The organism is Rubrivirga halophila, from assembly GCF_046845755.1.
Taxonomy (GTDB): domain Bacteria; phylum Bacteroidota; class Rhodothermia; order Rhodothermales; family Rubricoccaceae; genus Rubrivirga.
Genome location: NZ_CP177357.1, coordinates 1,834,844 through 1,859,154 on the forward strand (window position 1 = coordinate 1,834,844; position 24,311 = coordinate 1,859,154).

At 72.3% G+C, this 24,311-nt stretch carries 23 protein-coding genes and 5 tRNA genes; 7 read left to right on the forward strand and 21 right to left on the reverse strand.

The window, feature by feature from the left end; all coding sequences use genetic code 11:
• Positions 1-29 precede the first annotated feature (29 nt).
• From ACLIRP_RS08045 to ACLIRP_RS08100, 12 genes are all read right to left on the reverse strand, one after another.
• A tRNA-Trp gene (locus tag ACLIRP_RS08045) sits at positions 30-102 on the reverse strand.
• 100 nt (positions 103-202) lie between these two features.
• Positions 203-1,390 (reverse strand): elongation factor Tu, encoded by a 1,188-nt coding sequence (gene tuf, locus ACLIRP_RS08050; RefSeq protein ID WP_412060447.1) that lies wholly within the window; start codon positions 1,388-1,390, stop codon positions 203-205.
• A 62-nt stretch (positions 1,391-1,452) separates the two neighbouring features.
• Positions 1,453-1,524, reverse strand: a tRNA-Thr gene (locus ACLIRP_RS08055).
• Between the two features lie 16 nt (positions 1,525-1,540).
• Positions 1,541-1,613 (reverse strand) — tRNA-Gly (locus tag ACLIRP_RS08060).
• A gap of 35 nt (positions 1,614-1,648) precedes the next feature.
• A tRNA-Tyr gene (locus ACLIRP_RS08065) sits at positions 1,649-1,731 on the reverse strand.
• Between the two features lie 46 nt (positions 1,732-1,777).
• Positions 1,778-1,850, reverse strand: a tRNA-Thr gene (locus tag ACLIRP_RS08070).
• 65 nt (positions 1,851-1,915) lie between these two features.
• Entirely contained in the window at positions 1,916-2,551 is a 636-nt protein-coding gene (locus ACLIRP_RS08075; protein WP_412063452.1) for a DedA family protein, read from the reverse strand.
• Positions 2,551-3,018 (reverse strand): 2-C-methyl-D-erythritol 2,4-cyclodiphosphate synthase, encoded by a 468-nt coding sequence (ispF, locus tag ACLIRP_RS08080; RefSeq protein ID WP_412063453.1) that lies wholly within the window; start codon positions 3,016-3,018, stop codon positions 2,551-2,553. Before ispF ends, ACLIRP_RS08075 begins: the two co-directional genes overlap by 1 nt.
• Positions 3,019-3,105: 87 nt before the next feature.
• The gene (gene ispD, locus ACLIRP_RS08085) at positions 3,106-3,804 is read right to left on the reverse strand and encodes a 2-C-methyl-D-erythritol 4-phosphate cytidylyltransferase (RefSeq protein WP_412063454.1); all 699 of its coding nucleotides are present in this window, start codon (positions 3,802-3,804) and stop codon (positions 3,106-3,108) included.
• A gap of 55 nt (positions 3,805-3,859) precedes the next feature.
• Positions 3,860-4,942, reverse strand: coding sequence for a tRNA preQ1(34) S-adenosylmethionine ribosyltransferase-isomerase QueA (gene queA / locus ACLIRP_RS08090; protein WP_412063455.1), 1,083 nt, complete (start codon positions 4,940-4,942; stop codon positions 3,860-3,862).
• A 132-nt stretch (positions 4,943-5,074) separates the two neighbouring features.
• Positions 5,075-6,355 carry a fumarylacetoacetase gene (fahA, locus tag ACLIRP_RS08095; protein ID WP_412063456.1) on the reverse strand — a complete coding sequence of 427 codons (1,281 nt, stop codon included), beginning with the start codon at positions 6,353-6,355 and terminating at the stop codon, positions 5,075-5,077.
• A gap of 44 nt (positions 6,356-6,399) precedes the next feature.
• Positions 6,400-7,368, reverse strand: coding sequence for a hypothetical protein (locus ACLIRP_RS08100; RefSeq protein ID WP_412063457.1), 969 nt, complete (start codon positions 7,366-7,368; stop codon positions 6,400-6,402).
• A gap of 136 nt (positions 7,369-7,504) precedes the next feature.
• Here ACLIRP_RS08100 and ACLIRP_RS08105 point away from each other — a divergent pair, with 136 nt between their 5' ends.
• From ACLIRP_RS08105 to ACLIRP_RS08115, 3 genes are all read left to right on the forward strand, one after another.
• On the forward strand, positions 7,505-8,638 hold the full coding sequence (locus tag ACLIRP_RS08105; protein ID WP_412063458.1) for a tetratricopeptide repeat protein: 1,134 nt from the start codon (positions 7,505-7,507) through the stop codon (positions 8,636-8,638).
• Positions 8,639-8,768: 130 nt separating this feature from the next.
• Entirely contained in the window at positions 8,769-9,992 is a 1,224-nt protein-coding gene (locus ACLIRP_RS08110; protein ID WP_412063459.1) for a cystathionine gamma-synthase, read from the forward strand.
• Between the two features lie 132 nt (positions 9,993-10,124).
• Positions 10,125-10,913 carry a CDP-alcohol phosphatidyltransferase family protein gene (locus tag ACLIRP_RS08115; protein ID WP_412063460.1) on the forward strand — a complete coding sequence of 263 codons (789 nt, stop codon included), beginning with the start codon at positions 10,125-10,127 and terminating at the stop codon, positions 10,911-10,913.
• Here the strand turns inward: ACLIRP_RS08115 and ACLIRP_RS08120 are convergent.
• Entirely contained in the window at positions 10,910-11,377 is a 468-nt protein-coding gene (locus ACLIRP_RS08120) for an MOSC domain-containing protein (RefSeq protein WP_412063461.1), read from the reverse strand. The two genes, ACLIRP_RS08115 and ACLIRP_RS08120, sit on opposite strands and share 4 nt — an antisense overlap.
• A 113-nt stretch (positions 11,378-11,490) precedes the next feature.
• Between ACLIRP_RS08120 and hrpB the strand changes: the two genes are divergently transcribed.
• Entirely contained in the window at positions 11,491-14,022 is a 2,532-nt protein-coding gene (hrpB, locus tag ACLIRP_RS08125; RefSeq protein ID WP_412063462.1) for an ATP-dependent helicase HrpB, read from the forward strand.
• Positions 14,023-14,124: 102 nt separating this feature from the next.
• Here hrpB and ACLIRP_RS08130 read toward each other — a convergent pair whose 3' ends face one another.
• The gene (locus tag ACLIRP_RS08130; protein ID WP_412063463.1) at positions 14,125-15,525 is read right to left on the reverse strand and encodes an aminopeptidase P family protein; all 1,401 of its coding nucleotides are present in this window, start codon (positions 15,523-15,525) and stop codon (positions 14,125-14,127) included.
• Between the two features lie 120 nt (positions 15,526-15,645).
• On the opposite strand from ACLIRP_RS08130, the gene ACLIRP_RS08135 reads away from it, so the two are divergent.
• Positions 15,646-16,101: an SRPBCC family protein gene (locus ACLIRP_RS08135; RefSeq protein ID WP_412063464.1), complete on the forward strand. Its 456-nt coding sequence runs from the start codon at positions 15,646-15,648 to the stop codon at positions 16,099-16,101.
• 50 nt (positions 16,102-16,151) lie between these two features.
• Here the strand turns inward: ACLIRP_RS08135 and ACLIRP_RS08140 are convergent, their stop codons facing one another.
• Positions 16,152-16,877: a flavodoxin family protein gene (locus ACLIRP_RS08140; protein ID WP_412063465.1), complete on the reverse strand. Its 726-nt coding sequence runs from the start codon at positions 16,875-16,877 to the stop codon at positions 16,152-16,154.
• A gap of 32 nt (positions 16,878-16,909) precedes the next feature.
• On the reverse strand, positions 16,910-18,691 hold the full coding sequence (locus ACLIRP_RS08145; protein WP_412063466.1) for a DUF885 domain-containing protein: 1,782 nt from the start codon (positions 18,689-18,691) through the stop codon (positions 16,910-16,912).
• Positions 18,692-18,808: 117 nt separating this feature from the next.
• Here ACLIRP_RS08145 and ACLIRP_RS08150 point away from each other — a divergent pair, with 117 nt between their 5' ends.
• Entirely contained in the window at positions 18,809-19,930 is a 1,122-nt protein-coding gene (locus ACLIRP_RS08150; RefSeq protein WP_412063467.1) for an AI-2E family transporter, read from the forward strand.
• On the opposite strand, the gene ACLIRP_RS08155 is transcribed toward ACLIRP_RS08150, so the two are convergent.
• Genes ACLIRP_RS08155 through ACLIRP_RS08165 form a run of 3 tightly spaced genes read right to left on the reverse strand, consistent with a single transcriptional unit; the run spans position 19,927 to position 22,073 of the window.
• A complete protein-coding gene (locus ACLIRP_RS08155; RefSeq protein ID WP_412063468.1) occupies positions 19,927-20,829 on the reverse strand; it encodes an aminotransferase class IV in 903 nt (300 codons plus the stop codon). The genes ACLIRP_RS08150 and ACLIRP_RS08155 overlap by 4 nt on opposite strands.
• Positions 20,830-20,873: 44 nt before the next feature.
• Complete coding sequence (locus ACLIRP_RS08160; protein WP_412063469.1) at positions 20,874-21,278, reverse strand: four helix bundle protein; 405 nt, start codon at positions 21,276-21,278, stop codon at positions 20,874-20,876.
• A 3-nt stretch (positions 21,279-21,281) separates the two neighbouring features.
• Positions 21,282-22,073: an HAD family hydrolase gene (locus ACLIRP_RS08165; protein WP_412063470.1), complete on the reverse strand. Its 792-nt coding sequence runs from the start codon at positions 22,071-22,073 to the stop codon at positions 21,282-21,284.
• A gap of 88 nt (positions 22,074-22,161) precedes the next feature.
• Here ACLIRP_RS08165 and ACLIRP_RS08170 point away from each other — a divergent pair, with 88 nt between their 5' ends.
• A complete protein-coding gene (locus ACLIRP_RS08170) occupies positions 22,162-22,749 on the forward strand; it encodes an NADPH-dependent FMN reductase (protein WP_412063471.1) in 588 nt (195 codons plus the stop codon).
• A 34-nt stretch (positions 22,750-22,783) separates the two neighbouring features.
• On the opposite strand, the gene ACLIRP_RS08175 is transcribed toward ACLIRP_RS08170, so the two are convergent.
• The gene (locus tag ACLIRP_RS08175) at positions 22,784-23,599 is read right to left on the reverse strand and encodes a carbon-nitrogen hydrolase family protein (RefSeq protein WP_412063472.1); all 816 of its coding nucleotides are present in this window, start codon (positions 23,597-23,599) and stop codon (positions 22,784-22,786) included.
• Positions 23,599-24,306, reverse strand: a complete 708-nt coding sequence (locus tag ACLIRP_RS08180) for a lysophospholipid acyltransferase family protein (RefSeq protein WP_412063473.1) — start codon at positions 24,304-24,306, stop codon at positions 23,599-23,601. Before ACLIRP_RS08180 ends, ACLIRP_RS08175 begins: the two co-directional genes overlap by 1 nt.
• Positions 24,307-24,311 lie beyond the last annotated feature (5 nt).

A 24,311-nucleotide genomic window follows, 5' to 3' on the forward strand; every position in this document is an offset into this window, starting at 1 on the left:
CGCAGGGCGGGGTCTGGTGTGAATCGGAGCACGGGCGGCAGGACTCGAACCTGCAACCTGCGGTTTTGGAGACCGCTGCTCTGCCAATTGAGCTACGCCCGTTTATGGCACCGCCGGCGCCCCGAGAGGCGCCGGCGGCCCTGTCAACCTACGAACGGCACGGCGTGCCGTCGGGAAGCGACGGTGGAGACCGCCGTCCGGATCAGTCGAGGATCTTGGAGACGACGCCGGCGCCGACCGTCCGCCCGCCCTCGCGGATCGCGAACCGGAGCCCCTGCTCCATGGCCACCGGCTGGATCAGCTTGACCGTGAACTGCGTGTTGTCCCCGGGCATCACCATCTCGACGCCGTCGGCCAGCTCGATGTCCCCCGTCACGTCGGTCGTCCGGAAGTAGAACTGCGGGCGGTACCCCTTGAAGAACGGCGTGTGCCGGCCGCCCTCGTCCTTCGACAGGATGTACACCTCGCACTCGAACTCCCGGTGCGGAGTCACCGCGCCCGGCTTCGTGAGCACCATCCCCCGCTCGACGGCGTCCTTCTCGATCCCCCGGAGCAGGATCCCCGCGTTGTCCCCGGCCTGCGCCGAGTCGAGGAGCTTCCTGAACATCTCGACGCCCGTCACCGTCGACGTCATCTTCGGCTCCCGGATCCCGACGATCTCGACCGGCTCGCCGACCTTGATCTGCCCGCGCTCGACCCGGCCCGTGACCACGGTCCCGCGCCCCGTGATCGAGAACACGTCCTCGACCGGCATCAAGAACGGCTGGTCGACCGCCCGCTCCGGCGTCGGGATGTAGTCGTCGACCGAGGCCATGAGCTCCTCGACCTTGGCGACCCACTCGGGCTCCCCGTTGAGGGCGCCCAGCGCCGAGCCCTGGATGACCGGCAGGTCGTCGCCCGGGAACTCGTACGAGTCCAAGAGCTCGCGGACCTCCATCTCGACGAGCTCCAAGAGCTCCTCGTCGTCGACCAAGTCGGCCTTGTTCATGAACACGACGATGTACGGCACGCCGACCTGGCGGGCGAGCAGGATGTGCTCGCGGGTCTGGGGCATCGGCCCGTCCGTGGCCGCGACGACCAGGATCGCCCCGTCCATCTGGGCCGCGCCCGTCACCATGTTCTTGACGTAGTCGGCGTGGCCGGGGCAGTCGACGTGGGCGTAGTGCCGGGCCTCGGTCTCGTACTCGACGTGGGCCGTCGCGATCGTGATCCCGCGCTCGCGCTCCTCGGGCGCGTTGTCGATCTCGTCGAACCCCTTGGCCACGCCGCCCGACTTCTCGGCGAGCACCTTCGTGATCGCCGCCGTCAGCGTCGTCTTCCCGTGGTCGACGTGACCGATGGTGCCCACGTTGACGTGGGGCTTCGTCCGCTGGAATTGCTCCTTAGCCATGGGTATCTCGTGTCTGTGCGCGGTGCGCGGGATGAACTGTCTGGGCGGCGGCGATCCGCCGGAGCCTCCTCCGGGAATTGAACCCGGGACCCCTTCCTTACCATGGAAGTGCTCTACCGCTGAGCTAAGGAGGCGGTGGTGACGCGCGAGAGCGGGAGACCGGGCTCGAACCGGCGACATTCACCTTGGAAGGGTGACGCTCTACCAACTGAGCTACTCCCGCAGGACGCGGTCGCGTCGCTCGTCGCGTGTCAATCGTGGGCAGGGAAGGATTCGAACCTCCGTACTCGTGAGAGAACAGATTTACAGTCTGTCGCCTTTAACCACTCGGCCACCTGCCCGGTACAAAAAAGAACAATCGCGACGGCCTCGACGGCGGCTCGGCTGAGCTGACGGAGGGACTCGAACCCCCGACCTGCTGATTACAAATCAGCTGCTCTACCAACTGAGCTACGCCAGCGGAGCGGGCATCGCGAAGTGCGAAGGTACCCGGCCGGCGCGCGGCGCGTCAACTGCCCGGGCCCCCTAGAGCCCGTCCGCGCCGTCTCTTCGCAGTCGATTCGCGCGGAGCCGCCAGCGGACGGCCGCCACGGCCCCCACGACGACCAGCGCGGCCGTCACGGCGCGGCCGTACACGGCCAGCCAGCCGAGCACCCGGTCCCACTCGGCGCCGACCGCCGCGCCCGCCCACACCAGCAGCGCGCTCCACGCGAGGGCGCTGACGCTGGCGGCGGCGGCGACCGGGACCGCCCGCAGGTGCGAAGCCCCCGCCAGCAGGCCGATCACGGACCGTGCGCCCGCCAGAAAGCGGTTCGCGAGCACCACGCCCAGGCTCCACCGCTCCAGCCAGCGCTCGGCCCGGGCGACCGGCCCCCGAGGGATCCAGCGGAGCCGCGCGGGGTCGTGGATGGCGGCGCCCAGCTTGCGCCCGGCCGCGAAGACGGTCATGAACCCCAGGGCGCCGCCGAGCGCCCCCAGCAGGACGGTCGGCACAAACGCCACGACGCCCAGGCCCACGAACGAGCCGCAGAGCACGATCACGGTGTCGCCCCACAGCGGCGGGACCACGTTCTCGAGATACGAGACGGCGAACAGGACGGCGTAGATGCCGACCGGCGGGAGCCCTTCGAGCCAGTGGACGAGGTCGGTGGCCGCTTCCACTAGACCAGCAGGCAGACCGCGTGGGCCGCCGCGCCCTCGCCCGAGCCGACAAAGCCCATCCCCTCGCCCGTGGTCGCCTTGACCGACACGTCGCCGACGGGCACGCCGAGCCCGTCCGCCAGCCGCTCGCGCATGGCGTCGATGTGCGGTCGAAGCCGAGGGCGCTGGAGCACGACGGTCGCGTCGACGTTGCCGATGGCGTGGCCCGCATGGCGCACCTTCTCGACGACGGCGCGCAGCAGCTCGACGCTGTCGGCCCCCTCCCACTCGGCGTCGGTGTCGGGGAAGAGCGCCCCGATGTCGCCGAGCGCGGCGGCGCCCAGGAGCGCGTCGATGATGGCGTGCGTGAGGACGTCGGCGTCGGAGTGGCCGTCGAGGCCGACGTCGGAGGGGACGGTGACGCCGCCCAAGATGAGCGGTCGCCCCGCGACCAGGCGGTGGATGTCGTAGCCGTGGCCGATGCGCATGAGGGCGGAGAGCAGAGGGGCGGGAAACGAGAAGATGCCCCCATTGTGCGGCCGCCGACTCGGCTCCGGCCAATCTCCTCTCTCCCCCTACTCTCCCGTCCAGCCCGGCCAGAGCGCGAGCGCCAGCGCCCAGTCGGCGGGGCGCGTGATCTTGAAGGCGCGCGGGTCGCCCTCGACGATGCGGACGGGGTAGCCGGCGTGCTGGAGCAGGCCGACCTCGTCGGTCGCGAGGTGCCCGGCCGCGTTCGCGGCCGCCCGGACGAGCCAGTCGCGGCGGGCCGCTTGCGGGGTCTGCATGGCCCACAGGCCGTCGCGCGCGACGGTCTCGCCGAAGAAGGGCCCGTCGCCGCCCTGGCGCAAGGTGTCGGCGACGCGGAGGGCCGCCGCGGCCGCGCCGTGCTGGCGGGCGACCGAGACGCAGTTTGCAACCACAGACACAGACACGAAGGGCCGCACCGCGTCGTGCACCACGACGGTCTCGACCGACGCCGGCAGCGCGCGCACCCCGTTCGCGACCGACGCCTGCCGCGTCCGCCCGCCCGTCGCGACCGCCGCCACGACGCCGTGCTCCCCCAGCAGGTCGCGCGTGGCGGCCTCCTCCCCCGCCGGCACGACGACCACGAGCGGCCCGACGGCCGGGTGGCGGGCGAACGCCCCCAAGGTCTGCACCACGACCGGCGCCCCGCCGAGCCCGCGGAACTGCTTGGCCGGCGCGCCCGCGTGCGCCATCCGCGAGCCGGACCCGCCCGCCGGCACCACGAGCCCGACCCTCGGGTCCCCGCTCACGCGATCTCCGGCGCGTCCGTCCGGCTCCGCCGTCCCCTCTTCCCCGAGTCCCATTCTAGAGAATCAGCATCGCGTCGCCGAAGGAGAACAGCCGGTACTCCTCGCGGACGGCCTCGGCGTACGCCTCCATCAGCAGGTCGTAGCCGGCGAACGCCGCGACGGTCATCAGCAGCGTCGACTTCGGCCGGTGGAAGCTGGTCAGGAGCCGCTCGGCGACGTGGAAGTCGTGGATCGGGTAGATGAACTTGTCCGTCCAGCCCTGCCCGTGCATGAGCGTCTTGGAGGCCGAGATACAGGACTCGAGGGCCCGGACCACGCTCGTGCCGACGGCCGTGACGGTCCGGTCCGGATGCGTGAGCGCGCGGTTGACGACCTCGACGGCGGCGTCGTTGACCTGGTAGAACTCCGAGTCCATCCGGTGCTTGGACAGGTCTTCGACCTCGACCGGCTGGAACGACCCGAGCCCGAGGTGGAGGGTGACGGTGGCCACCTCGGCGCCCCGGCCGGTGATGTTGCCGAGCAGGTCCGGGGTAAAGTGGAGCCCGGCCTTCGGCGCGGCGACGGCGCCCCGCTGGCGGGCGAAGAGCGACTGGTAGCGGACGCGGTCGGCGGGCTCGGCCTTGCGGCGGAGGTACGGCGGGATCGGCGTCTCCCCGATCGCGTCGATCCGTTGGTACAGCTCGTCCGGCGTCCCGTCGAAGATGAACCGGATGGTCCGGCCCCGGCTCGTCGTGTTGTCGATGACCTCGGCCGCCAGCCCGCCCTCGAACACCAGCTTGTTGCCGACGCGCACCTTGCGGGCCGGGTCGACGATCGAGTCCCACAGCCGGTGCGCCTGGTTGAGCTCGCGGAGCAGGAAGACCTCGACGTTCGCGCCCGTGTTTTCCTTGATGCCCCGCAAGCGGGCGGGGAACACCATCGTGTCATTCGCCACGAGGACGTCGCCCTCGCCGAAGTACTCCGGGAGATCCCGGACCTCCCGGTGCTCGATGGTCCCGCGCGCCCGGTCGAGCACCATCAGCCGCGCCGCGTCGCGCGGCTCTGCGGGGTAGAGCGCAACGAGCGACTTCGGGAACGCATAGTCGAAGTCGCTGAGCCGGAGCGCATGGACGCGAAAAGAGGGGTGCGCAACTTGCATACGAGCCAAAACCGTGGCGGGAGGTGTCGACCGGGCCTAACCGGCTGGTCTGACGGCACGGGTCGGCGGTGGGGACCGCCCGAATGCGCTCGAATATAGTGGGATACGGAGGCCGCGTGCACTTGAAAGCGATTAGGTAACAGCGGGGCGCACCGTGCCCTCAACCGTTCCGAACCCGACGACCGCGCCGCGCTTCTGGGCGCGCCCCGAAAGCACGACCCGGTCGCCGTCGCGCAGGAACGTCCGCGTCTCGTCGCCGACCGGGAACGGGTCCGTCCCCCGCCACGCGAGTTCGAGGAACGACCCGTAGCTCCCCTTCTCCTCTCCCGAGATGGTCCCCGACGCCATCAGGTCGCCGGGCCGCGCGTTGCAGCCGTTGACGGTGTGGTGGGTGAGCTGCTGCTCGGGGCTCCAGTAGAGGTACTTGGCGTTCGAGCGCGCGACGGTCTCCGCCTCGGCCCCCGCCTCCCGCATGGACTCGGTCTGGAGCGCGACCTCGAGGTCCACGTCGAGCGAGCGGGGTTCGGGCTGGCGGAGGTACGGGAGCGGCTCCGGGTTGCCGGCGCTGGCGTCCTGCGCCTCACCGGCGATCCGGAACGGCGCGAGCGCGGCGTACGGCACCACCCAGGGCGAGATCGACGTCGCGAAACTCTTGCCCAGGAACGGCCCCAGCGGCACGTACTCCCACTTCTGGACGTCGCGCGCGCTCCAGTCGTTGACGAGCACGAACCCGAAGATCTGCGACGGCGCGTCCTCGATGGCGATCGGCGACCCGAGGGCGTTGCCGGGCCCGACGAAAAAGCCCAGCTCCAGCTCGATGTCGAGCAGCTTCGACGGCCCGAAGACCGGCGGCCCGTCGGCCGGCTTTTGCTGGCCCGACGGCCGCACGACGTCCGTCCCGCTCACGACGACCGACGACGCCCGGCCGTGGTAGCCGACTGGCAGGTGCAGCCAGTTGGGCAGCAGCGCGTTGTCGGGGTCGCGGAACATGGTGCCGACGTTCGTGGCGTGCTGGCGCGACGAGTAGAAGTCGGTGTAGTCGCCGACGTGGGCGGGCAGGTGCATCGTCACGTCCGCCAGCGGAAGGATCGCGCGCTCGCGCAGCGACCCGTCGTCGCGCAAGTCGCCCGGGCCGTCGGCGCTCAGCAGGTCCTGCAGGCGGCCCCGGACGGCGTCCCAGGCGTCGGCGCCGAGCGCCATGAACCCGTTGAGCGCGTCGGCGGCGAAGACGGGGTGGCGGCCCGCGCCGGCCGCCGCGATCAGCCCCGCGCGCTCCAGTTCGGCGAGGTCGACGACGTGGTCGCCCACGCGCACACCGACGCGCTTGGGGCCGCCGTCGGTGGAGAAGACGCCGTAGGGCAGGTTGTCGAGGCCGAAGCCGTCGGCGGGGTCGAGGTCGAGAAAGGGAGTCACGAGTCGTCGAGAGTCGGAAGAAGGGGTCGAAAGAGAGGGGGCGCTTACCCTGCGGGCGCGAGCCAGCCGAGGGCGCGCAGGTCGTTAACGGGCTCGTCGAAGGAGCACGAGCCGAACGAGAGCGCCAGCTGCTCGCGGGCGTCGGCGACCTCGGCGGCCGTCGCGGACAGCGAGCGCCACTGCAGGGCGTCGCCGACGCGCCATGAGGCGGGGTCCGCGTCGTCCAGGATCTCGGCGATGTCGTCGGCGCCCAGCCCGTGGACGCGCGCCAGCGCGGCGCCGCCGAAGACGCCCAGGAAGCCGTGCATCCGGGCGCCGACCGCGTCGTCGTGATTCGGCAGCGGGTGGTGGAGCCCGGCCGTCGCCTTGAATGGCGCCTCGGCCCGGACCGCCGCAGCCAACGCCGTCGCCAGCGCCTCGACGTCGGGCACGAGGTCGGGCGTGACGCCGCCGCACCGGAACTTGAGGGCGGCCGCCGGGCGGCCCGCACGCGCGTTTGCCTCGGCGACGGCTGCGGCCGCGGGCTCGACGGCGTCCGGCGCGTCGAGGAACGGGACCTCGACGGCGGCGCGAGGCCCCGCGCTGGCGCCGTCGCGCATCTCGGCGTCGAGCGTGGACAAGGCACCGACGAGAGCGTCGGGGTCGAGCGCGACGTCGGCGGGCAGGCGGATCTCAAAGCGGTCGCAGACGGCGGCGCCGTCGAGGCGCGACGCGAAGGCGCGGGCGGCGGCGACGGTGCGGGCGGCCGTGTCGGTCCACGCCTCGCCCTCGGCGGGCGCCAGCCCGAGCACCGAGAAGCGCCACGGCTCGCCGTCGTGGAGGCGGTCGGCGTGCGCGTCGAGGGCGTCGAGGCGACCGGCCGGCACGATGAACCGGCCGAGCATCGCGGCGTGCGGGCTCGCACGGTGGCGGGCGTAGGCCTCGACGGCGGCGTCGAGGTCGAGGGCGGCCGGCGGGAAGAGGCCGGCGTAGTCGATGAGGCCGTCGAGGAGGGCGTCTGCGGCGGGCGTCATGGGGGGCGGGAGCGCGGAGGGCGGCCGGGCGGCGGACCCCGGCGCTAGTTTCGGCGTGGAAGGGTACGACCCTCCGCGAGCGCCCGGTGATCCCCGCCGGCGCCCCCCGCCACCTCCCCGCCAGTCCCAACCGCACATGCCGTCCCGCTTCCTGACCCTCGCCCTTACGCTCGTCGTCGCGCTCCTCGTGGGCGGGGCCGACGGGTGCTCCTCCGACCCGAACGTCGAGGGCGCCAAGCTCGATCTCCGCAACGGCGACTACGAGCAGGCGCTCCAGAACCTCGACACGGCGCTCGAGACCAACCCCGACAACACGGAGGCCTTGCTGCTCCGCGTCGAGGTGCTCCGCCAGCAGTACGAGAACACGCCCGGCACCCAGCCCAAGGCCGCCTTCCTGGCGGCCAACTACGACGCGATGGTCGAGTCGCTGATGCGTGCCGAGCGGCTCGCGCCGGACGACCCCGCCGTCGACCAGGCCAAGCTGGCGCTGTGGGCGCTCGCCGTCAACGCCGGCAACGACGTCATCCGCAACCCCGACGCCGACGTCGCCGACGCCATCAACTACTTCGAGCAGTCGACGACGCTAATGCCCGACTCGACGCAGGGCTACCTCGGCCTCGGCCTGGCCTACCTCCGCGAGGGCGAGTCGACCCAGGCGCTCGCGCCGTTCCAGCGCGGGACCGAGATCAACGACGCCGACCCCGTGCTCGCCTACTACTACGGCCGCACGCTCGTGCTCGCCGACCGGGCGACCGACGCCGTCGCCTACCTCGAGGACGCCCAGACCCGCTTCCCGGCCGACGAGGACATCCAGACCATGCTCCTCAACGCGTACACCCTGTCGGGCCAGAACGACCGCGCCATCGAGCGCTACGAGGACGCCATCCAGCGCCAGCCGGACAACCCGGCCTTCCGCTACAACTACGGCGCGCTCCTCCTCCAGTCCGAGCGCTACGACGACGCCATCGTCCAGCTCCAGCGCGCGACCGAGCTCGACCCGACCAACTCGGACGCGTTCTACAACCTCGGCGCGGCCTACCAGAACCTCGCCGCGGCGCTCAACGAGCGCGCCAACGCGACTGAGGACGTCGACGAGGCCAACGACCTCATCGACCAGCGCAACGTGAACCTCGAGACCTCGCTCGGCCCGCTCATGCAGGCCAAGACGCTCTCGACCGGCACGGCCGACGAGGCCGGCGTCTACACGCAGCTCGGCCGCGTCGACGACGCCGAGGGCGTCGCCGAGTGCGCCGGCATCTCGATGGACTAGGGGGCCCGCGCTCCACTCCCCAGCGGGGGCGCGGCTGGTCCGCGCCCCCGCTTTCTTTTTGAGTCTCCCGCGAATGCGGAAGGCGCCGGCCCCGCGCCGCGTCTCTGTTCTCTCCCCTCCCCCCGACCCCATGCTCGACGCATCCCCCGACCTCGGCTTCGGCACGCGCGCCATCCACGCCGGCCAGCAGCCCGACCCCTCGACGGGCGCCATCATGACGCCCGTGTACCAGACCAGCACCTACGTCCAGGAGGCGCCGGACGTCCACCAGGGCTACGACTACGCGCGCGTCGGCAACCCGACCCGGACGGCGCTCGAGGGCAACCTCGCCTCGCTCGAAGGCGCGGCGCATGGCATCGCGTTTGCCTCGGGCATCGTCGCCATCGACTCGGTCCTGCGGCGCTTGCGCCCCGGCGACCACGTCGTCGCCGGCGACGACCTCTATGGCGGCACGTACCGGCTGATGACGCAGGTCCACGAGCCAATGGGGATCTCGTTCACGTTCGTCGACCTCAGCCAGCCCGGCGCCGCGGAGGCCGCCCTTACCGACGCCACCAAGCTGGTCTGGGTCGAGACGCCCACGAACCCGCTCCTGCGCGTCACCGACATCGCCGCACTCGCCGATGTCGCGCACGCCCGTGGGATCCCGGTCGCCGTCGACAACACGTTCGCGAGCCCCTACCTCCAGCGCCCGCTCGAGCTCGGCGCCGACCTCGTCGTCCACTCCACGACGAAGTACATCGGCGGCCACTCCGACGTGGTCGGCGGCGCCGTGATGACGAGCGACGACGGGTGGATGGAGCACCTCCGGTTCCAGATCAAGGCCGTCGGCGCGGCCCCAGCCCCCCAGGACTGCTATCTGCTGCTCCGGTCCACGAAGACGCTGCACCTGCGGATGGAGCGGCACTGCGCGAACGCCCGGGCCGTTGCCGAACACCTGCGCGGCCACGACAAGGTGGCCCGGGTGATCTACCCCGGCTTCGCGGACCACCCCGGACACGACGTCGCGGCCCGGCAGATGGACGGATTCGGCGGGATGGTGTCGATCGTGCTCGCCGACCCCGGATCGAGTCCGGGGCAGGCTATCGAGACGGCCACGCGCTTTATGCAGAACACGCGCCTATTCCAGCTCGCCGAGAGCCTGGGAGGCGTCGAGAGCCTGGTGTCGCACCCGGCGACGATGACGCACGGCTCGATCCCCGCCGAGGTCCGCCACGCAGCGGGCCTGCCCGACGGGCTCGTCCGGCTGAGCGTCGGGGTCGAGGACGCGGCCGACCTGCTCGCCGACCTCGACCGCGCGCTCGACGCGCTCGCGGCGCCAGCCTCGCATGTCGAGGAGGCCGTCGCGGCGTAGCGCGGGAACGGTGCGGCCCGGTCGCCCCCCCAGCCGATTCGCCCTTCAGCGACAGAGTGGACGATCGGCGAGGGGGGGCCGGCCCGTCGAGCGGCCGGGGCCGGTACCTTTCGGCCTCGCTTCCGCCGTGCCGTGTCCGCCCCCGCTCCTCCCCCCGCCGACCCGGCCGCGCCCACGCCTCCGAAGGTGGCCAAGCGTCGCGTCAACGACATCCTGCTCGGGCGCTTCGAGCGGTGGGCGCTGCCCCGAATGGCCACCCGCTTGCCGGCGTGGATGACGCCCGACGGGCTCACCGCGATCGCCCTGGCCGGCGCCCTGCTCTCGTCAGTCGCCTACGCCCTCAGCGGCGAGAACCTGGCGTGGCTCCACGTCGCCTCGTTCGGGCTCGTCGTCCACTGGTGGGGCGACTCGCTCGACGGCACGCTCGCGCGCGTCCGCCAGATCCGCCGCGAGCGGTACGGGTTCTTCGTCGACCACCAGGCCGACGCCATCGCCGCCGTGTTGCTGACGGTCGGGCTCGGCGCCGGGTCGCTGATGCGGCTCGACATCGCCATGCTGATCTGCGTCGGCGTGCTGATGATGATGCTGCTGGTCAACATGGTGACGATCGCGCGCGACGTGTTCAAGATCTCGTTCGGCGGGCTGGGGCCGACGGAGCTCCGCGTCATCGCGATCGTGTTCAACACCGTCGTGTGGGCTGTCGGCCCGACGACCGTCTCGTGGCGCGGCGTCGAGTGGACCGTCCTCGACCTGCTCGGCCTGTTCGGCGTCGGCCTGCTGGCGCTGATGTGGACCGTGTCCGTCGTCCGCGAGACGCGGCTGATCGGCCGGCTCGACCCGACGCCGACGCCCGGCCAGGACGGCCAGGCCTTCGACCCGACCGGCCAAAACGTGGGCTCCGACACGCAGACGGCCGCCTAGGCCTCGACCTCGACCACGTCGCCCGGCCGGACCGTCCCCTCGGCGAGCACGCGGGCGTACCACCGCGCCTCGCCGGGGTGGCGCTCGGCCTTGATCCGTTTCGAGTTGCCGTCGGCAAACGCCCCCGCGATCGTCTTGCACGGCTCGGCGGGCTTCGCCAGCTCCAACCGGACGCCGTCGCCGATCCGCAGCCGCGTGCCCGCCGCCAGCGACGCCCAGTCGAGCCCGGCGACGGTCAGGTTCTCGCCCGTCGCGCCCGGATAGATCGGGTGGCCCTCGTCTTGAAGCTTGCGGATCACCTCCAGCGAAAAGAGGGACACCGCCCGCTCGGGCCCGCCGTGAACCTTGGGGTAGTTGACGGCGTCGGTCGTGATCCCGTCAACGCGGACCTCGGCTTGGGCGACGGCGCGCTTGGGCACGCCGCCAGGCGACACGTTGACCTGAAGGATGCGGGCGTTCGGCATCGAGACCGGGGGGTGGGGACCCGAAGGTGGCCGCGTCCGCCCGCTTGCGCAAGCCGAATCTGAGGAGGCCCGGTGCCAGCGGAACGTTTCCGGGCGCCCCGCCTCTCTCCCCGATGCGACTCCCCGGCCCGCCCCTCCCCGTCGACGCCGTCCTGCCCCGCGTGGTCGCGGCGCTGGGCGAGGCGGGCATCGCCGTGCTCCAGGCCCCGACGGGCGCGGGCAAGACGACGCGCGTCCCGCTCGCCCTCCTGGACGCCGACTGGCTCGACGGGACGGTCGTGATGCTCGAACCGCGCCGGATCGCGGCCCGGGCGGCGGCGCGGCGGCTGGCGGCCCAGCTCGGCGAACGGGTCGGCGAGACGGTCGGCTTGCGCGTGCGCGGCGAGACCCGCGTCGGGCGGAGCACGCGCATCGAGGTCGTCACCGAGGGCGTGCTGACCCGGCGTCTGATGAATGACCCCGACCTCACGGCCAGCCGGGCCGTGTCAGCGCTCGTGTTCGATGAGGTCCACGAGCGGAGCCTGCAGACCGACCTCGGGCTGGCGCTGGCGCTCCAGGCGCGGGAGCTGCTGCGGCCCGACCTCCGCATTCTGGCGATGAGCGCGACGCTCGACGGCGACCGGTTTTCAGACCTGCTTGGCGGCGCGCCGATCGTCACCAGCGAAGGGCGGGCGTACCCCGTCGAGCCCCGCTACCTCGGGACCCCGCAAGCGACGGCGGGCGGGCGGCCGCCCCGGATCGAGGACGGCGTCGCGGCGGCCGTGCGCCGGGCCCTCGACGAAGAGACCGGCAGCGTGCTCGCGTTTCTGCCCGGCTCGGGCGAGATCCGCCGGACGGCCGAGCGCCTCGCGGGGCTCGGGCGCGACGTGATGCTCGCGCCCCTCTACGGCGACCTCGGCGCGCGGCAGCAGGATGCGGCCATCGAGCCCGCGCCGACGGGGATGCGCAAGGTGGTGCTGGCGACGAGCATCGCCGAGACGAGCCTGACCATCGAGGGCGTCCGCGTCGTCGTCGACGCCGGGCTGGCGCGGCGGCCCCGGTTCGACGCCGCCAGCGGGATGTCGCGGCTGGAGACGGTCCGCGTGAGCCGCGCCGAGGCCGACCAGCGGCTGGGCCGCGCCGGGCGGACCGAACCGGGCGTCGGGTACCGGCTGTGGAGCGAGGTCGAGCACGCCGCGCTCCGCCCACACGCGCCCGCTGAGATGACGCAGGCCGACCTCGCCCCGCTCGCCCTCGCGCTCGCCGCCTGGGGCGCGGCGCCCGACGACCTCGGCTGGATCGACCCACCGCCCGCCGCCGCCTTCGAGACGGCCCGCGAGCTGCTCCGCGAGCTCGACGCGCTCGACGCGGGTGGCGCTCTCACGGCGCACGGTCTCGCCATCGCCGCGCTCCCCATGCACCCGCGCCTCGCGCACCTCGGCGAGCGCGCCCGCGCCCTCGGTCAGGCCGCCCTCGGCGCCGACCTCGTCGGTCTGCTCTCAGAGCGCGACGTGTTCCGCTGGGACGGCCGTCTCCCGGATGTCGACCTGCGCTTGCGCGTCGAAGCCTTGCGGGGCGACGTCCGGGGCGGGAACGGTGTCCGCCTCGACCGCGGCGCCCTCGACCGCGCCCGCCATGAGGGGATGCGCTGGCGCCGGGCCTGGGACGCGACCGACGCTCCCGCCGACCTCGACGCCGCCGGGCCCCTCCTCGCGCTCGCGTACCCCGACCGCGTGGCCCAGCGCGTCGGCGAGTCGGCCGAGGGCGCGCGGTACCGCCTGCGCGAAGGGCGCGCCGCGATTCTCGACCGCGCCCAACCGCTGGCGGACGCCCCGTTTTTGGCCGTCGGCGACCTCGACGACCGGCGCGGCGGGGCCCGCGTCTTTACCGCCGCGCCGATCGACGCGAGTGAAATCGAGTCCCTGTTCGCCGACCAGATCGTCGACGAGGACGATGTGGCGTGGGACGCGAGCGCGGGCCGCGTCGTCGCCCAGCGGGTCCGCCGACTCGGCGCCGTCGTGCTGTCGCAAGCGCCAATCCGCACGCCGGCGCCGCACCTCGTCACCGCCGGGCTGGTCGAGGGCGTTCGTCAGTCGGGCCTCGGCGTGCTGCCGTGGTCGAAGGAGACGGCGCGCCTGCGCGAGCGGCTGGCGTTTCTGAATCACCACCTCGGCGACCCGTGGCCCGACGTGTCCGACGACGCCCTGCTGGCGACGCTGCCCGACTGGCTCGGGCCGTACCTCGCCGGCATGACGCGGCTGTCCGATCTGGGCCGCCTCGACCTCGGGATGCTGCTCCGCCAGCTCGGCCCGCCGTCGGCGCGGACCGACCTCGACCGGCTGGCGCCGTCGCACGTCACCGTCCCCAGCGGCTCCGTCCGCCCCCTCGACTACTCGGACCCCGAGGCTCCCGTGCTGGCGGTCCGGCTGCAAGAGGTGTTCGGGCTCGAAGAGACGCCGCGCGTGCTCGACGGCCGCCTGCCCGTCCTGATGCACTTGCTCAGCCCCGCCCAGCGCCCGGTCCAGGTCACCGCGGACCTGCGCTCGTTCTGGCGCGACGCCTACTTCGACGTCCGCAAGGACATGCGCGGCCGGTACCCCAAGCACCACTGGCCGGAGAACCCGCTGGAGGCCACGCCGACCGCGCGAGCCAAGCGCCGCCGGTGAGGCACTCTGTCGAAGTGAAGAGGGACGAAGGAGAAGAGGACGTTTCCGCTTGATGATCCAGCAGCCACGAAGCGACCCTTCCGCTCCTCTTTTCCTCTTCGCTTACCCCTCCTCCATCCCCGCCTGCACGATCTCCTCCACGTCCGCGATCTCCTTGGGGATGCCGGGGCCGAGCACGCGGAAGCCGTCGTCGGTGATGAGAATGTCGTCCTCGATGCGGACGCCGCCGAAGCCCACCCAGCGCTCCGCCTCGGCGTAGTCGATCAGGTCGGCGTGGCGGTTCTCGGACTTCCACAGGCCGATGAGCGCCTTGTTGAAGTACAGGCCCGGCTCAACCGTCATCACGTGGCCCGGCGCGAGCGCGCGCGCGAACCGGAGGTACTTCGTGCCGAACTGGGTGCTCCGGGTCGCCTCGTCGGCGTAGCCCACGCGGTCCTCGCCGAGCCCCTCCATGTCGTGTACGTCCAGCCCCATCGCGTGGCCGAGGCCGTGGTGGAAAAACAAGGCGTGGGCGCCGGCCGCGACGATCTCGCCGATGTCGCCCTTGAGCAGCCCGAGGTCCACGAGGCCCGCCGCGAGCGTGCGGCTGGCGAGGTCGTGGACGTCGCGGAAGGAGACGCCCGGGGCGCAGGCCTCGATGCAGGCCGTCTGCGCCCGGAGCACGAGCGCGTAGATGTCGCGCTGGCGGCCGGTGAATGTGCCGCCGACCGGCGAGCAGCGCGTAATGTCGGCCGCGTAGCCCGAGCCGGGCGCGACGCAGCCGGCGTCGTGGAGCAGGAGGTCGCCCGCCGCGAGCACGTGGCCCGAGGCGTGGTGGTGGGGCACCTCGCCGCGCGTGGTCACGATCGCCGGGAACGAGAGGTGCGAGCCGTACGAGTGGGCGACGCCCGTCATGGCGGCGGCGACCTCGTGCTCCGTCCGGCCGGGCTGGGCCATGAACATCGCCGCGAGGTGCATCTCGGCCAGGATGTCGAGCGCGGCCTCGATCTCGGCCACCTCGGCGTCGGTCTTGACGAGCCGCTGCGCGACGACGGCGTCGACGAGCGCCGGCGACGCCTCGACCTCGCTGACGTCCACGCCGAGCAGGCCCGCCAGCCACAGCCGGTGCTCGGCGCGGTACGGCGGCAGCGTGTGGACCGTCCGGCCGGTCGACCGCGCGGCGGCGATCGTCTCGGCGAGCGCGGCGGGCGGGGCCACGGAGGGGACGCCCGCGGCGTCCGCGCGCTGGCCCATCGACGGCCGCTCGCCATCCCATACACGGTCCTCCATCGTCGCCTCGCGGCCGTACAACGTCGCCTCGCCCGAGTCGAGGTCGAGGGTCAACGCCAGGTCCGGCTCGTCGAGCCCGGTGTAGTAGCGGAACGAGCCGTCCTGGCGGAAGGGGTACAGGTTCGCCGCGTAGTTCATCGGCGAGGGCCCGTTGCCCAAGAGGACGACCAAGCCGCCGTCGAGGGCGTCGGTGAGGGCGGAGCGCCGGGCGGCGTAGACGGAGGGGTCGAACATCGGGAACGGGGTGCCAGGGGGAGCCGGAAGGTAGCGGGCGGAGGCCTGGGGGGATCCTCGGTATGGCCGGCCCGTGTCAGCCCGACGCCCCCCCAACGCCCCGTGTCCCTGACGCACCGATTGCACACCACGACCTGGCTCCCCCTCCCCCGCGCCGAGGTCTTCGACTTCTTCGCCGATGCCGCCAACCTCGAGCGGATCACGCCGCCCGAGCTCGCCTTCGAGATCGTCACGCCGCAGCCCTTCGAGATCGGCGAGGGCACGCTCATCGACTACCGACTGGGCCTGTTCGGCGTCCGCTTCGGGTGGCGGACCGAGATCGTCAGCTGGGCGCCGCCGTACCGCTTTGTCGACCAGCAGCTGGAGGGCCCGTACCGCCGGTGGCACCACACCCACACCTTCGCCGACGCGCCGGACCAGGACGGCCACCCGGGCACGCGGATGGACGACGAGGTCCTTTGGGAGCTGCCCGTCGCCCCGCTCGGCGAGCTGGCGTACCCGCTCGTCCGCGCCCAGCTCGCGCGGATCTTCAGCTACCGCCAGCGGCGGATCGAGGAGTTATTGAGTGACGGGTAATGGGGGACGAGTGATGAGCGGCTCGCCTATCTCCCTTTACTCATCACCCATCACCTGTATTCCGGGTTCTCGTAGTCGAAGCGCGCGCCCGCGTCCCAGGCCGAGCGCTGGTTGCCATGCGCCGGGATGCCGCCGGCGTCCTTGAGCATCCGCGCGACGTGGAGGAGATTCCAGGCCATGAACGTCGTGTTGCGCTGGGTGAACTCGTTGTCGACGCCGACCGGCTCACCGTCGACCACGTCGCCGTAGCTCGGGCCCGGTCCGGCCTCGCCGATCCATCCGGCGTCCGCCTGCGGGGGGATCGTGTAGCCGAGGTGCTGCAGGCTGTACAAGACGCCCATGCCGACGTGCTTGATGCCGTCCTCGTTGCCGGTCACGATGCAGCCGCCAGTCCGGCCGTAGAAGGCGTACTGGCCGGCGTCGTTGAGCTGGCTCGACATGCCGTAGAGCCGCTCGATAAGCCGCTGGCAGACCGACGAGTTCTGGCCGAGCCAGATCGGCGTGCCGATCACCAGGATGTCGGCGTCGCGGATGCGGGGCCACAGCTCAGGCCAGGCGTCGGCGGCGGCGCCGTGCTCGGTCATGTCCGGGTAGACGCCCGGCGCCACGTCGTGGTCGACGAGCCGGATCGAGTCGACGGCGACGCCGTTCGCCTTCCAGATGTGGCGGACGACGTCGAGGAGCGTGTCGGTGTGCGACTCCTGGGGCGACGGCTTCAGCGTCGTGTTGACGACCACGGCTTTGAGGTCGTCGTACGAGGCGGGGGGCTGGGACATGGGGGGGAGAGCGGGTGTGTAGGGCGGACGCGCTAGCCGGCGGCGGTCGTACGGATCCAGTCGCGGACGACGGATTCCAAGACGCCCATCGGCAGCTCGCCGTGGCCCAAAACCTCGTCGTGGAAGGCGCGCACGTCGAAGCGGTCGCCGAGCGCCGTCTCCGCCTCCGTCCGCAGGCGGCGGATGGTGAGCTCGCCCATCTTGTACCCGAGCGCCTGCCCCGGCCACGCGATATAGCGGTCGACCTCGGTGCGCACCTCCAATTCCGACAGCGCCGTGTTCGCGGCGAGATAGCTGACGGCCCGCTGGCGGCTCCACCCGAAGGCGTGCATCCCGGTGTCGACGACGAGCCGGCACGCGCGCCACATCTCGTACGTGAGCCGCCCGAAGCGGCGGTACGGGTCGGTGTAGAACCCGGCCTCGGTCCCGAGCGACTCGGCGTACAGGCCCCAGCCCTCCTCGTACGCCGTCAGCACGAGTGCGCGGCGGAAGGCAGGCAGGTGGTCGAGCTCCTGTGCGAGCGCGATCTGGAGGTGGTGGCCCGGCACGGACTCGTGGAAGGTCAGCGCCTCCAGCGCCCACGTCGGCCGGCTCGGCAGGTCGTAGGTGTTGATCCAGTACACGCCGGGCACGAGCCCGCCCGCGGGCGGCTCGACGTAGAACCCGGCCGTGAACGTCGGCGCCAGAAAGTCGGGGACGGGGGCGACGGTGTACGGCAGGCGCGGCAACCGGCTGAAGAGCTGGGGCAGCCGGGCGTTCATCTGCGTCGCGATCCAGGCCCCCTCGCGCAAGAGCGCCTCCGGGGACTCGGCGACGAACTGCGGGTCGGTGCGCAGGAACGTGAGGAACTCCTCGAACGAGCCGGTGAACCCGACCTCGGCGATCACCGCGTCCATCTCGGCACGGATCCGCTCCACTTCTGCCAGCCCGACGGCGTGGACCGCTTGGGGCGTCGTGTCGAGCGTCGTGAACTGGCGGACGCGCCACGCATAGGCCGCGGCGCCGTCCGGCGTGTCGCTCAGCCCGATCGTCGCGCGCGCGCCCGGCAGGTACTCATCCTCGAGGAACGCCGCGAGCGTCCGGTACCCGGGCACGACAGCTTGCGCGATCGCCCCGCGCCCCGCATCCGCCAGCCGCTCGCGCTCGGCGGGGGGGATCGTGGCGGGCAGCGCGGCGAACGGCGCCCAGAACACGCTGTCTTCTAGATCGGCCACGACGTGCGCCCGGGCGGTCGCCGGCAGGCCCGCGATCGCGACGGCCGGGACGGTGTGGCCCGACGCCAGGCCGGCGCGCAGATTCGCGATCTGGGCCTCGACGTAGCCAGGCCAGGCTCGGAGCCGGGCGAGATACGCCTCGACCTCGGCCACCGTCCCGGCCGGCTGCTGGCTGGGGAGCCGGGTAAAGGCCACGTGGAAGCCGTCGCTGGCGGTGATCGGCGTGCGCTCGGCCCGGAAGCGCGCGGCGTCGCGGACGTCCGCCAGCAGGGTCCGCAGGATACGCGCCGTGATGCGGTCTTCTCCCTCCAGCGCGTCCGTATCGATGGCGTCGAGCCGCCGGAGGTACGCGTCCGCCGCTTGCGCCCGCGCGGCCACGGCGGGGGGCGACACATCCGGCAACTGGTCGTCGTAGGCCCGCTCGCCGACGTAGCTGGCGAACAGGGGGTCGTCGGCCAGCCGCCAACCCCACCAGTCGTCGACGAGCGCCGCCAGCGCGTCGTCGGCGACGGTGGCGCCGGGCTGCGCCCGGGCGGGGGCGGCGAGCGCGAACCCGAGCAGGGTCGACGACGTCAACAGGGCGAGGGCGAGCGGGCGCATCGGCGGGCACGGGGACGGGGGCCGGAGTCTACGGGCCCCGCTCTCAGGCCGCGCCCCATGGCTCGCGTGGCACCCCGCGCGGGGCGCCGCGTAGGTCTGGGCCTCGCGCCCACGCCCATGCCCGCCACCACGCCCCTCTCCGACCTCACGCTCCGGTCGGCGCGCCGCGCGCTGATCACCGGCGCGCTGGTCGTCGCGGTGCTCGTGCTGTTCTGGGTGATGGTCGCCCAGGTGCTGCTCGCGGCGCTGCTCGGCGCGGTCGTCGCCATCTACCTGCGGCCGGTGTACGCGTGGCTGGCCGAGCGCACCGGGCGACCGACGCTGGCGGCCGTGCTGACCCAGGTCCTGCTGTTCGTCCCCGCCGTCGCGGTGCTGGCGTACGGCTACCTCGAGGTGCGCGGGGCCGCCGAGTACCTGCAGGCGAACGCGGCGTCGGTCGCGGGCCAGATCCAGGACGCCGTCGCCCGCCTCCCGTTTGCGAGTGGCGACATCCAGGCCTCGACGCAGGCGCTGTTGGAGTCGCTCGCGGACCGGGCCACCAGCCTGCCGGCTGGCGTGCAGGGCGCGATCGGCGACTTCGGCGTCGCCGCGGCCGTCTTCCTCTTTACCGCCGTCTACGTCCTCACCGACGCCGACGAGATCGTGGGCTGGCTCCGCGCCAAGGTGCCCGCGCGCTACGCCGGGCTGACGGAGCGACTCGAGAGCAACGCGCGCGGCGTGCTCTACGGGTCGATCTACGCGACCGTCGTCACGCAGTCGATCAAGGGCGTCTGGATCCTGGCGCTGATGCTCGTCTTCGGCGTGCCGCTCCCGTTCACGCTCGCGCTCATCGCGTTCCTGATCGGCTTTTTCCCCGTCGTCGGCTCGTGGACGGTCTACCTCCCGGCGGCCGGCTACGTGCTGGTGTTTCAGGACGCGCCCCTGAAGGCGCTCGCGCTCGTCGTCGTCGCGTTCGTGGTCAGCACGCCGATCCTGTCGCTCTACGTCCGGCCCAAGCTGGCGGCCGACCGGTCCCAGGTGCTCAACTTCTACTGGATGTTCGTCGGCCTGATCGCGGGGGTCTACACGTTCGGGATCCCCGGCATCGTGCTCGGCCCGCTCACCATCGGCCTGCTCAAGGCGCTCATCGACGTCGTGACCGACCCCGACAGCTGGGAGCCGCCCGACGAGGCGGATGGCCACGACCCTCACATCCTGGTCGAGGAGGAGATGTCAGGCGAGTCGCCCGGCGGATCTTAGTCGACGACACGGACGCCCGAGTGGGCCACCTCGGCGGTGAACAGCTCGGTCAGCCGCGTCGTCATCGGGCCGACCGCACCGCCGCCGATCGTCCGGCCGTCGAGCCGCGTGACGGCCGCCAACTCGCCCATCGTCCCGGTGCAGAACATCTCGTCGGCGCGGTACGCCTCGGAGAGCGTGAAGCGCCCGACGCGGTGCGGGATGCCGTTCGCCGCGCACAGGTCGAGGACGGTCTGCCGCGTGATGCCCTCGGGGCAGGCGTCGGCGTGCGAGGTCAGCACCTCGCCGCGCCGGACGAGGAAGACGTGCGTGCCGTTGCACTCGGCGATGAACCCGTCGCGGTCGAGCAGGAGCGCCGCGTCGGCGCCGGCCGCGGTCGCCTCGATCTTGGCCAGGATCGACTGGAGCAGGTTGTTGGAGTGGATCTTGGGGTCGAGGCAGTCCGGCGGGAAACGGCGCACGGACGAGGTCTGGAGCCGAAGCCCGGTCTTGCCGTAGACCGGCGCCTTCCACTCCGCCAGCACGATCAGCGTCGGGCCCGACTGGTTGAGCCGGGGGTCCATGCCGGACGTGATCTTGGTGCCGCGCGACAACGTCAGCCGGATGTGGACGCCGTCGCGCATGCCGTTCGCCTCCAGCGTCTTGCGGATCTCCTCGACGATGGCCTCCTTGCTCGGCACGCCCTCGATGGCGATGGCTTTGGCCGAGTCCATGAGCCGGTCGAGGTGCTCGTCGAGCCGGAAGATGCGGCCGTCGTAGAGGCGCAGGCCCTCCCAGACGCCGTCGCCACCCTGCACGAGCGAGTCGAACGGCGAGACGCCCGCTTGGTCGCGGTGCGCGAGGACGCCGCCGACGTTGACGATGAGGTCGGCGTTGCGGGGGTCGGCGGTTTGGAGCATGGGAGATTGGACGAGGGACCGAGGACCGGGGACCGGAGACAGGTTCACTCTGGAGGGCCGGAATCGTAGGGGACGGATGGATCTCTGAAACGCCCCCCCAGGGAACGACGGAACGCGGTGAGCTGGCGGAGGAGGCGCTCGGCATGGGCGTAGGCCTCTCGCAGTGTCTCAAGATCCTCGAGGTAGCCTCGACGCCGAATCAGGTGGAGGCAGGCCACCGTCTCGATGAGCGACCGGATCGCGTAGCTCAGAAATCGGCTTTGCTCCGCGTCGGATTGACCGGTCGACCCCTCCGCGATGTTGAGCGCGATGCTCGTGGCCGCCCGCCGGAGTTGGTCCGCGAGATTGAACCTCTCAAGTGAGGGGAGAGACCTCGCGATCGACTCGACCCGGTCGCTGTAGTCCAGGGCCTCATTCCAGACCTCCAACTTTTCGAACTTGAACGCCATCCCTCAGGATACTTCGCGATAGGGACCATCTCCGCTTCGGTCCTCGGTCCCCGGTCCCCGGTCCACCCGCAGGGAATGCGGCCGCAGCCGCGCATACAGCTCGTCGGCCTCCTCGACCAGCGGCCGAAGCGCATCCGGCACCACGACCTCGCGCAGCTCGTGGCGGCCGAAGCCCGTCGAGCGCCACACGCTGGCGTACCAGTGCTCGGTCCACGTCTTGTCGGTGTCGCGCCGGCCGGGCGCCCACGCCAGCATGGCCGGGTCGAACGCCACGCCCAGGCGATCACTCAACGCCGCGAGCACGAGTCCGGGCGCGCGCAGCAGGTCGTCCGCGTCGACGACGGGCGGGGTCGGACCACTCGCCGAGAACCGCTCGAACAGCTCGACCTGCTGGGGTAGCCCGGTATCGAGCAGGCCCGGCTCGGGGATCACCTTCGCCAGCGACACCACGAGCGCGGCGGGGTCGCGGATCAGGAACGCGTGGCGGAACCCGTCGTCGAGCCAGTCGCGGCCGACGTGGGGCAGCAGGTGGTGCGCCATGTGCTTCTGGTACCAGATCGGCGCGCCCCCGGGCGCGGGTCCCGTCAGCTCCGCCACAACGTCCCGCCAGTCCGTCGCGTACTCCGCCAGCACCGACGCCCGCGCGGGGTGGTCGACGTCGGTGTGGGCGAGGTAGACGCCGTAAAGAGGCTCGTCGACCCCGACCGTGTCGGCGCGGCTCTGCCACGCCCGCAGGAGCGCCGTCGACCGGCAGCGCGGGCCGTTCCACATGGCGAGTCGGACGGGGTCGGCCATCGGCGGTAGGATTGGAGGGCGTGCGCCGAGTCTACTCCAGATCCCCGGCGCCCGGCTCGCGTAGGCCCATCCCCTCCCCGCCGACCGCATGGCCTTGTCGATTCCCGTGATCTACGGCTCCGTCCGCACCGGCCGCGTCGGCATCCGGGCGGCCCGCTACGTCAGGGACCGGCTGGCGGATGCCGGCCACGCCCCGACGCTCGTCGACCCGGCCGAGCATGAACTCCCGCTCCTCGACAAGATGTACAAGGAGTACCCGGAGGGTGAGGCCCCGGAGACGCTGGAGCGGCTGGCGACCCTGTTCCGCAGCGCCGACGCGCATGTGATCGTGTCGGGCGAGTACAACCACCTCCCGCCGCCCGCGCTCGTCAACTTGCTCGACCACTTTCTGGACCTCTACCACCGGCGCCCGGCGGGCATCGTGACGTACTCGCGGGGCAGCTTCGGCGGCGTCCGCGCGGGCGTCCACCTGCGCGACATGCTGGCGGAGCTCGGGATGCTGACGCTGCCGACAGCGCTCGCGTACCCCCGAGTCCACGAGGCCTTCGAGGAGGACGGGGCGCCGACGGCCGACCAGGCCGAGGCGCTCGCCAGGCGGTTCGGGCGGTTCGAAGAAGAGCTGTCGTGGGTCGCCGAGGCGCTCCGCGAGAAGCGCGCCGGCGTCCCCACCCGCTGAGCACGGGGGCGCGCCGCATGAGGCCGCGCCACGCTCAGATCCAGTCGGCGTACAGCTCGGGCCGGCGGTCGCGCAAAAACAGGCGGCGGGCGTGCGACCGGGCCACCAGCTCGAGGTCGAGGTCGGCGATCAGGATCTCCTCCGTGCCCTCGCCGGCCGCCGCGAGCACCCGGCCGTCCGGCGCGCAGACGAAGCTCTCGCCGGCGAACGTCAGCCGTTCCTCGGGCCCGACGCGGTTCGCGAGCGCGGTGAAGTAGCCGTTCTGGAAGGCGGCCACCTGCATCTCGGCCTGGTACAGCCCCTCCGGCCACTCCCCGACGGCGCCCGCTTGCGGCACGACGACCACCTCGGCCCCGGCCACCGCCAGCGCCCGCATCACCTCGGGGTAGTGGCGGTCGTAGCAGATCGCCACGCCAATCTTGCCCGCGGCGGTGTCGTAGACCGGCATGCCCCGGTCGCCGGGCGCGTAGTAGCCCTGCTCGTGGAACGCCTCGTAGTCGGTGATGTGGAGCATCCGCGTCCGTCCCAGGAGCGTGCCGTCGGCGTCGATCACCGGGGAGGTGTCGAACGTCCGGTCGCCCTCCCGCTCGAACAGGTTGAGCACGGCCACGACGCCGTGCTGGACGCATCGTTCTTGGAACGCCTCGACGGTCGGGCCGGGGATGGGCTCCGCGAGCGTCCGGGACTCGGGCGTCGCGTGGCGCTGGGGGTAGAACGGCGTGAACGCGAGCTCGGCGTAGGCGACGAGGTCGGCGCCCGCGTCGGCGGCGCGGTCGAAGGCGGCGAGCCCGCGCGCGAGGTTGTCGGCGAGGTCGGGCGTGGCGGGCTGCTGGACGAGGGCGATGCGCACTAGCGGGGGGTCGGGGCGGTGGCGAGGAGCGAGTCGGTGATGGCCTCCCGCGCGGCGTCGGCGAGCACGCGCGGCGGGGCGTCGGCGGGGAGCGGGTCCAGGATCCGGACCGAGATCACGCCGGGCCGGGCCTGGAACGCGCTCTCGTGCAGGACCTCGTGCGACCCCTGAACGGCGACCGGCACGATCGGCACGCCGGCCTCGATGGCGAGCCGGAACGCGCCGGTCAGAAACCGGCCGGGGACCCCGTCGAAGCTCCGCGTGCCCTCGGGGTAGAACAGCACCGACTCGCCCTCGGCGACGCGCGCGGCGGCCTCCGCGAGCCCGCCCTCCGGCGCCTTGAGGTCGAGGTAGACGCACTTCGACTGCGTCAGGACGGTCGACACCAGCGGTCGTCCTTTGAGGCTGGCGCGGGCCACAAACAGGAACGGCCGGGGAATCCCGAGCAGCAACGCCGGGATGTCGCCCATCGACTGGTGGTTGGCGACGTAGACGACGGGGCCCTCCGGCGGGGTGCCCGTGCTCCGGACCCGGATGCCGCCCACGCCCAGCCCGAGCCACGACCACGCCCGCATCCAGCGCCAGTACCGCCGCGTGGTCGGGTTCAGCAGGTAGTGCCCCCAGCCGGGCAGGATCATCAGGACGGAGAACAGGCCGGTCCAGGTCATGGTCCAGGCAAACCACAGGCGAGAGGCGACGACAGACACGGCGG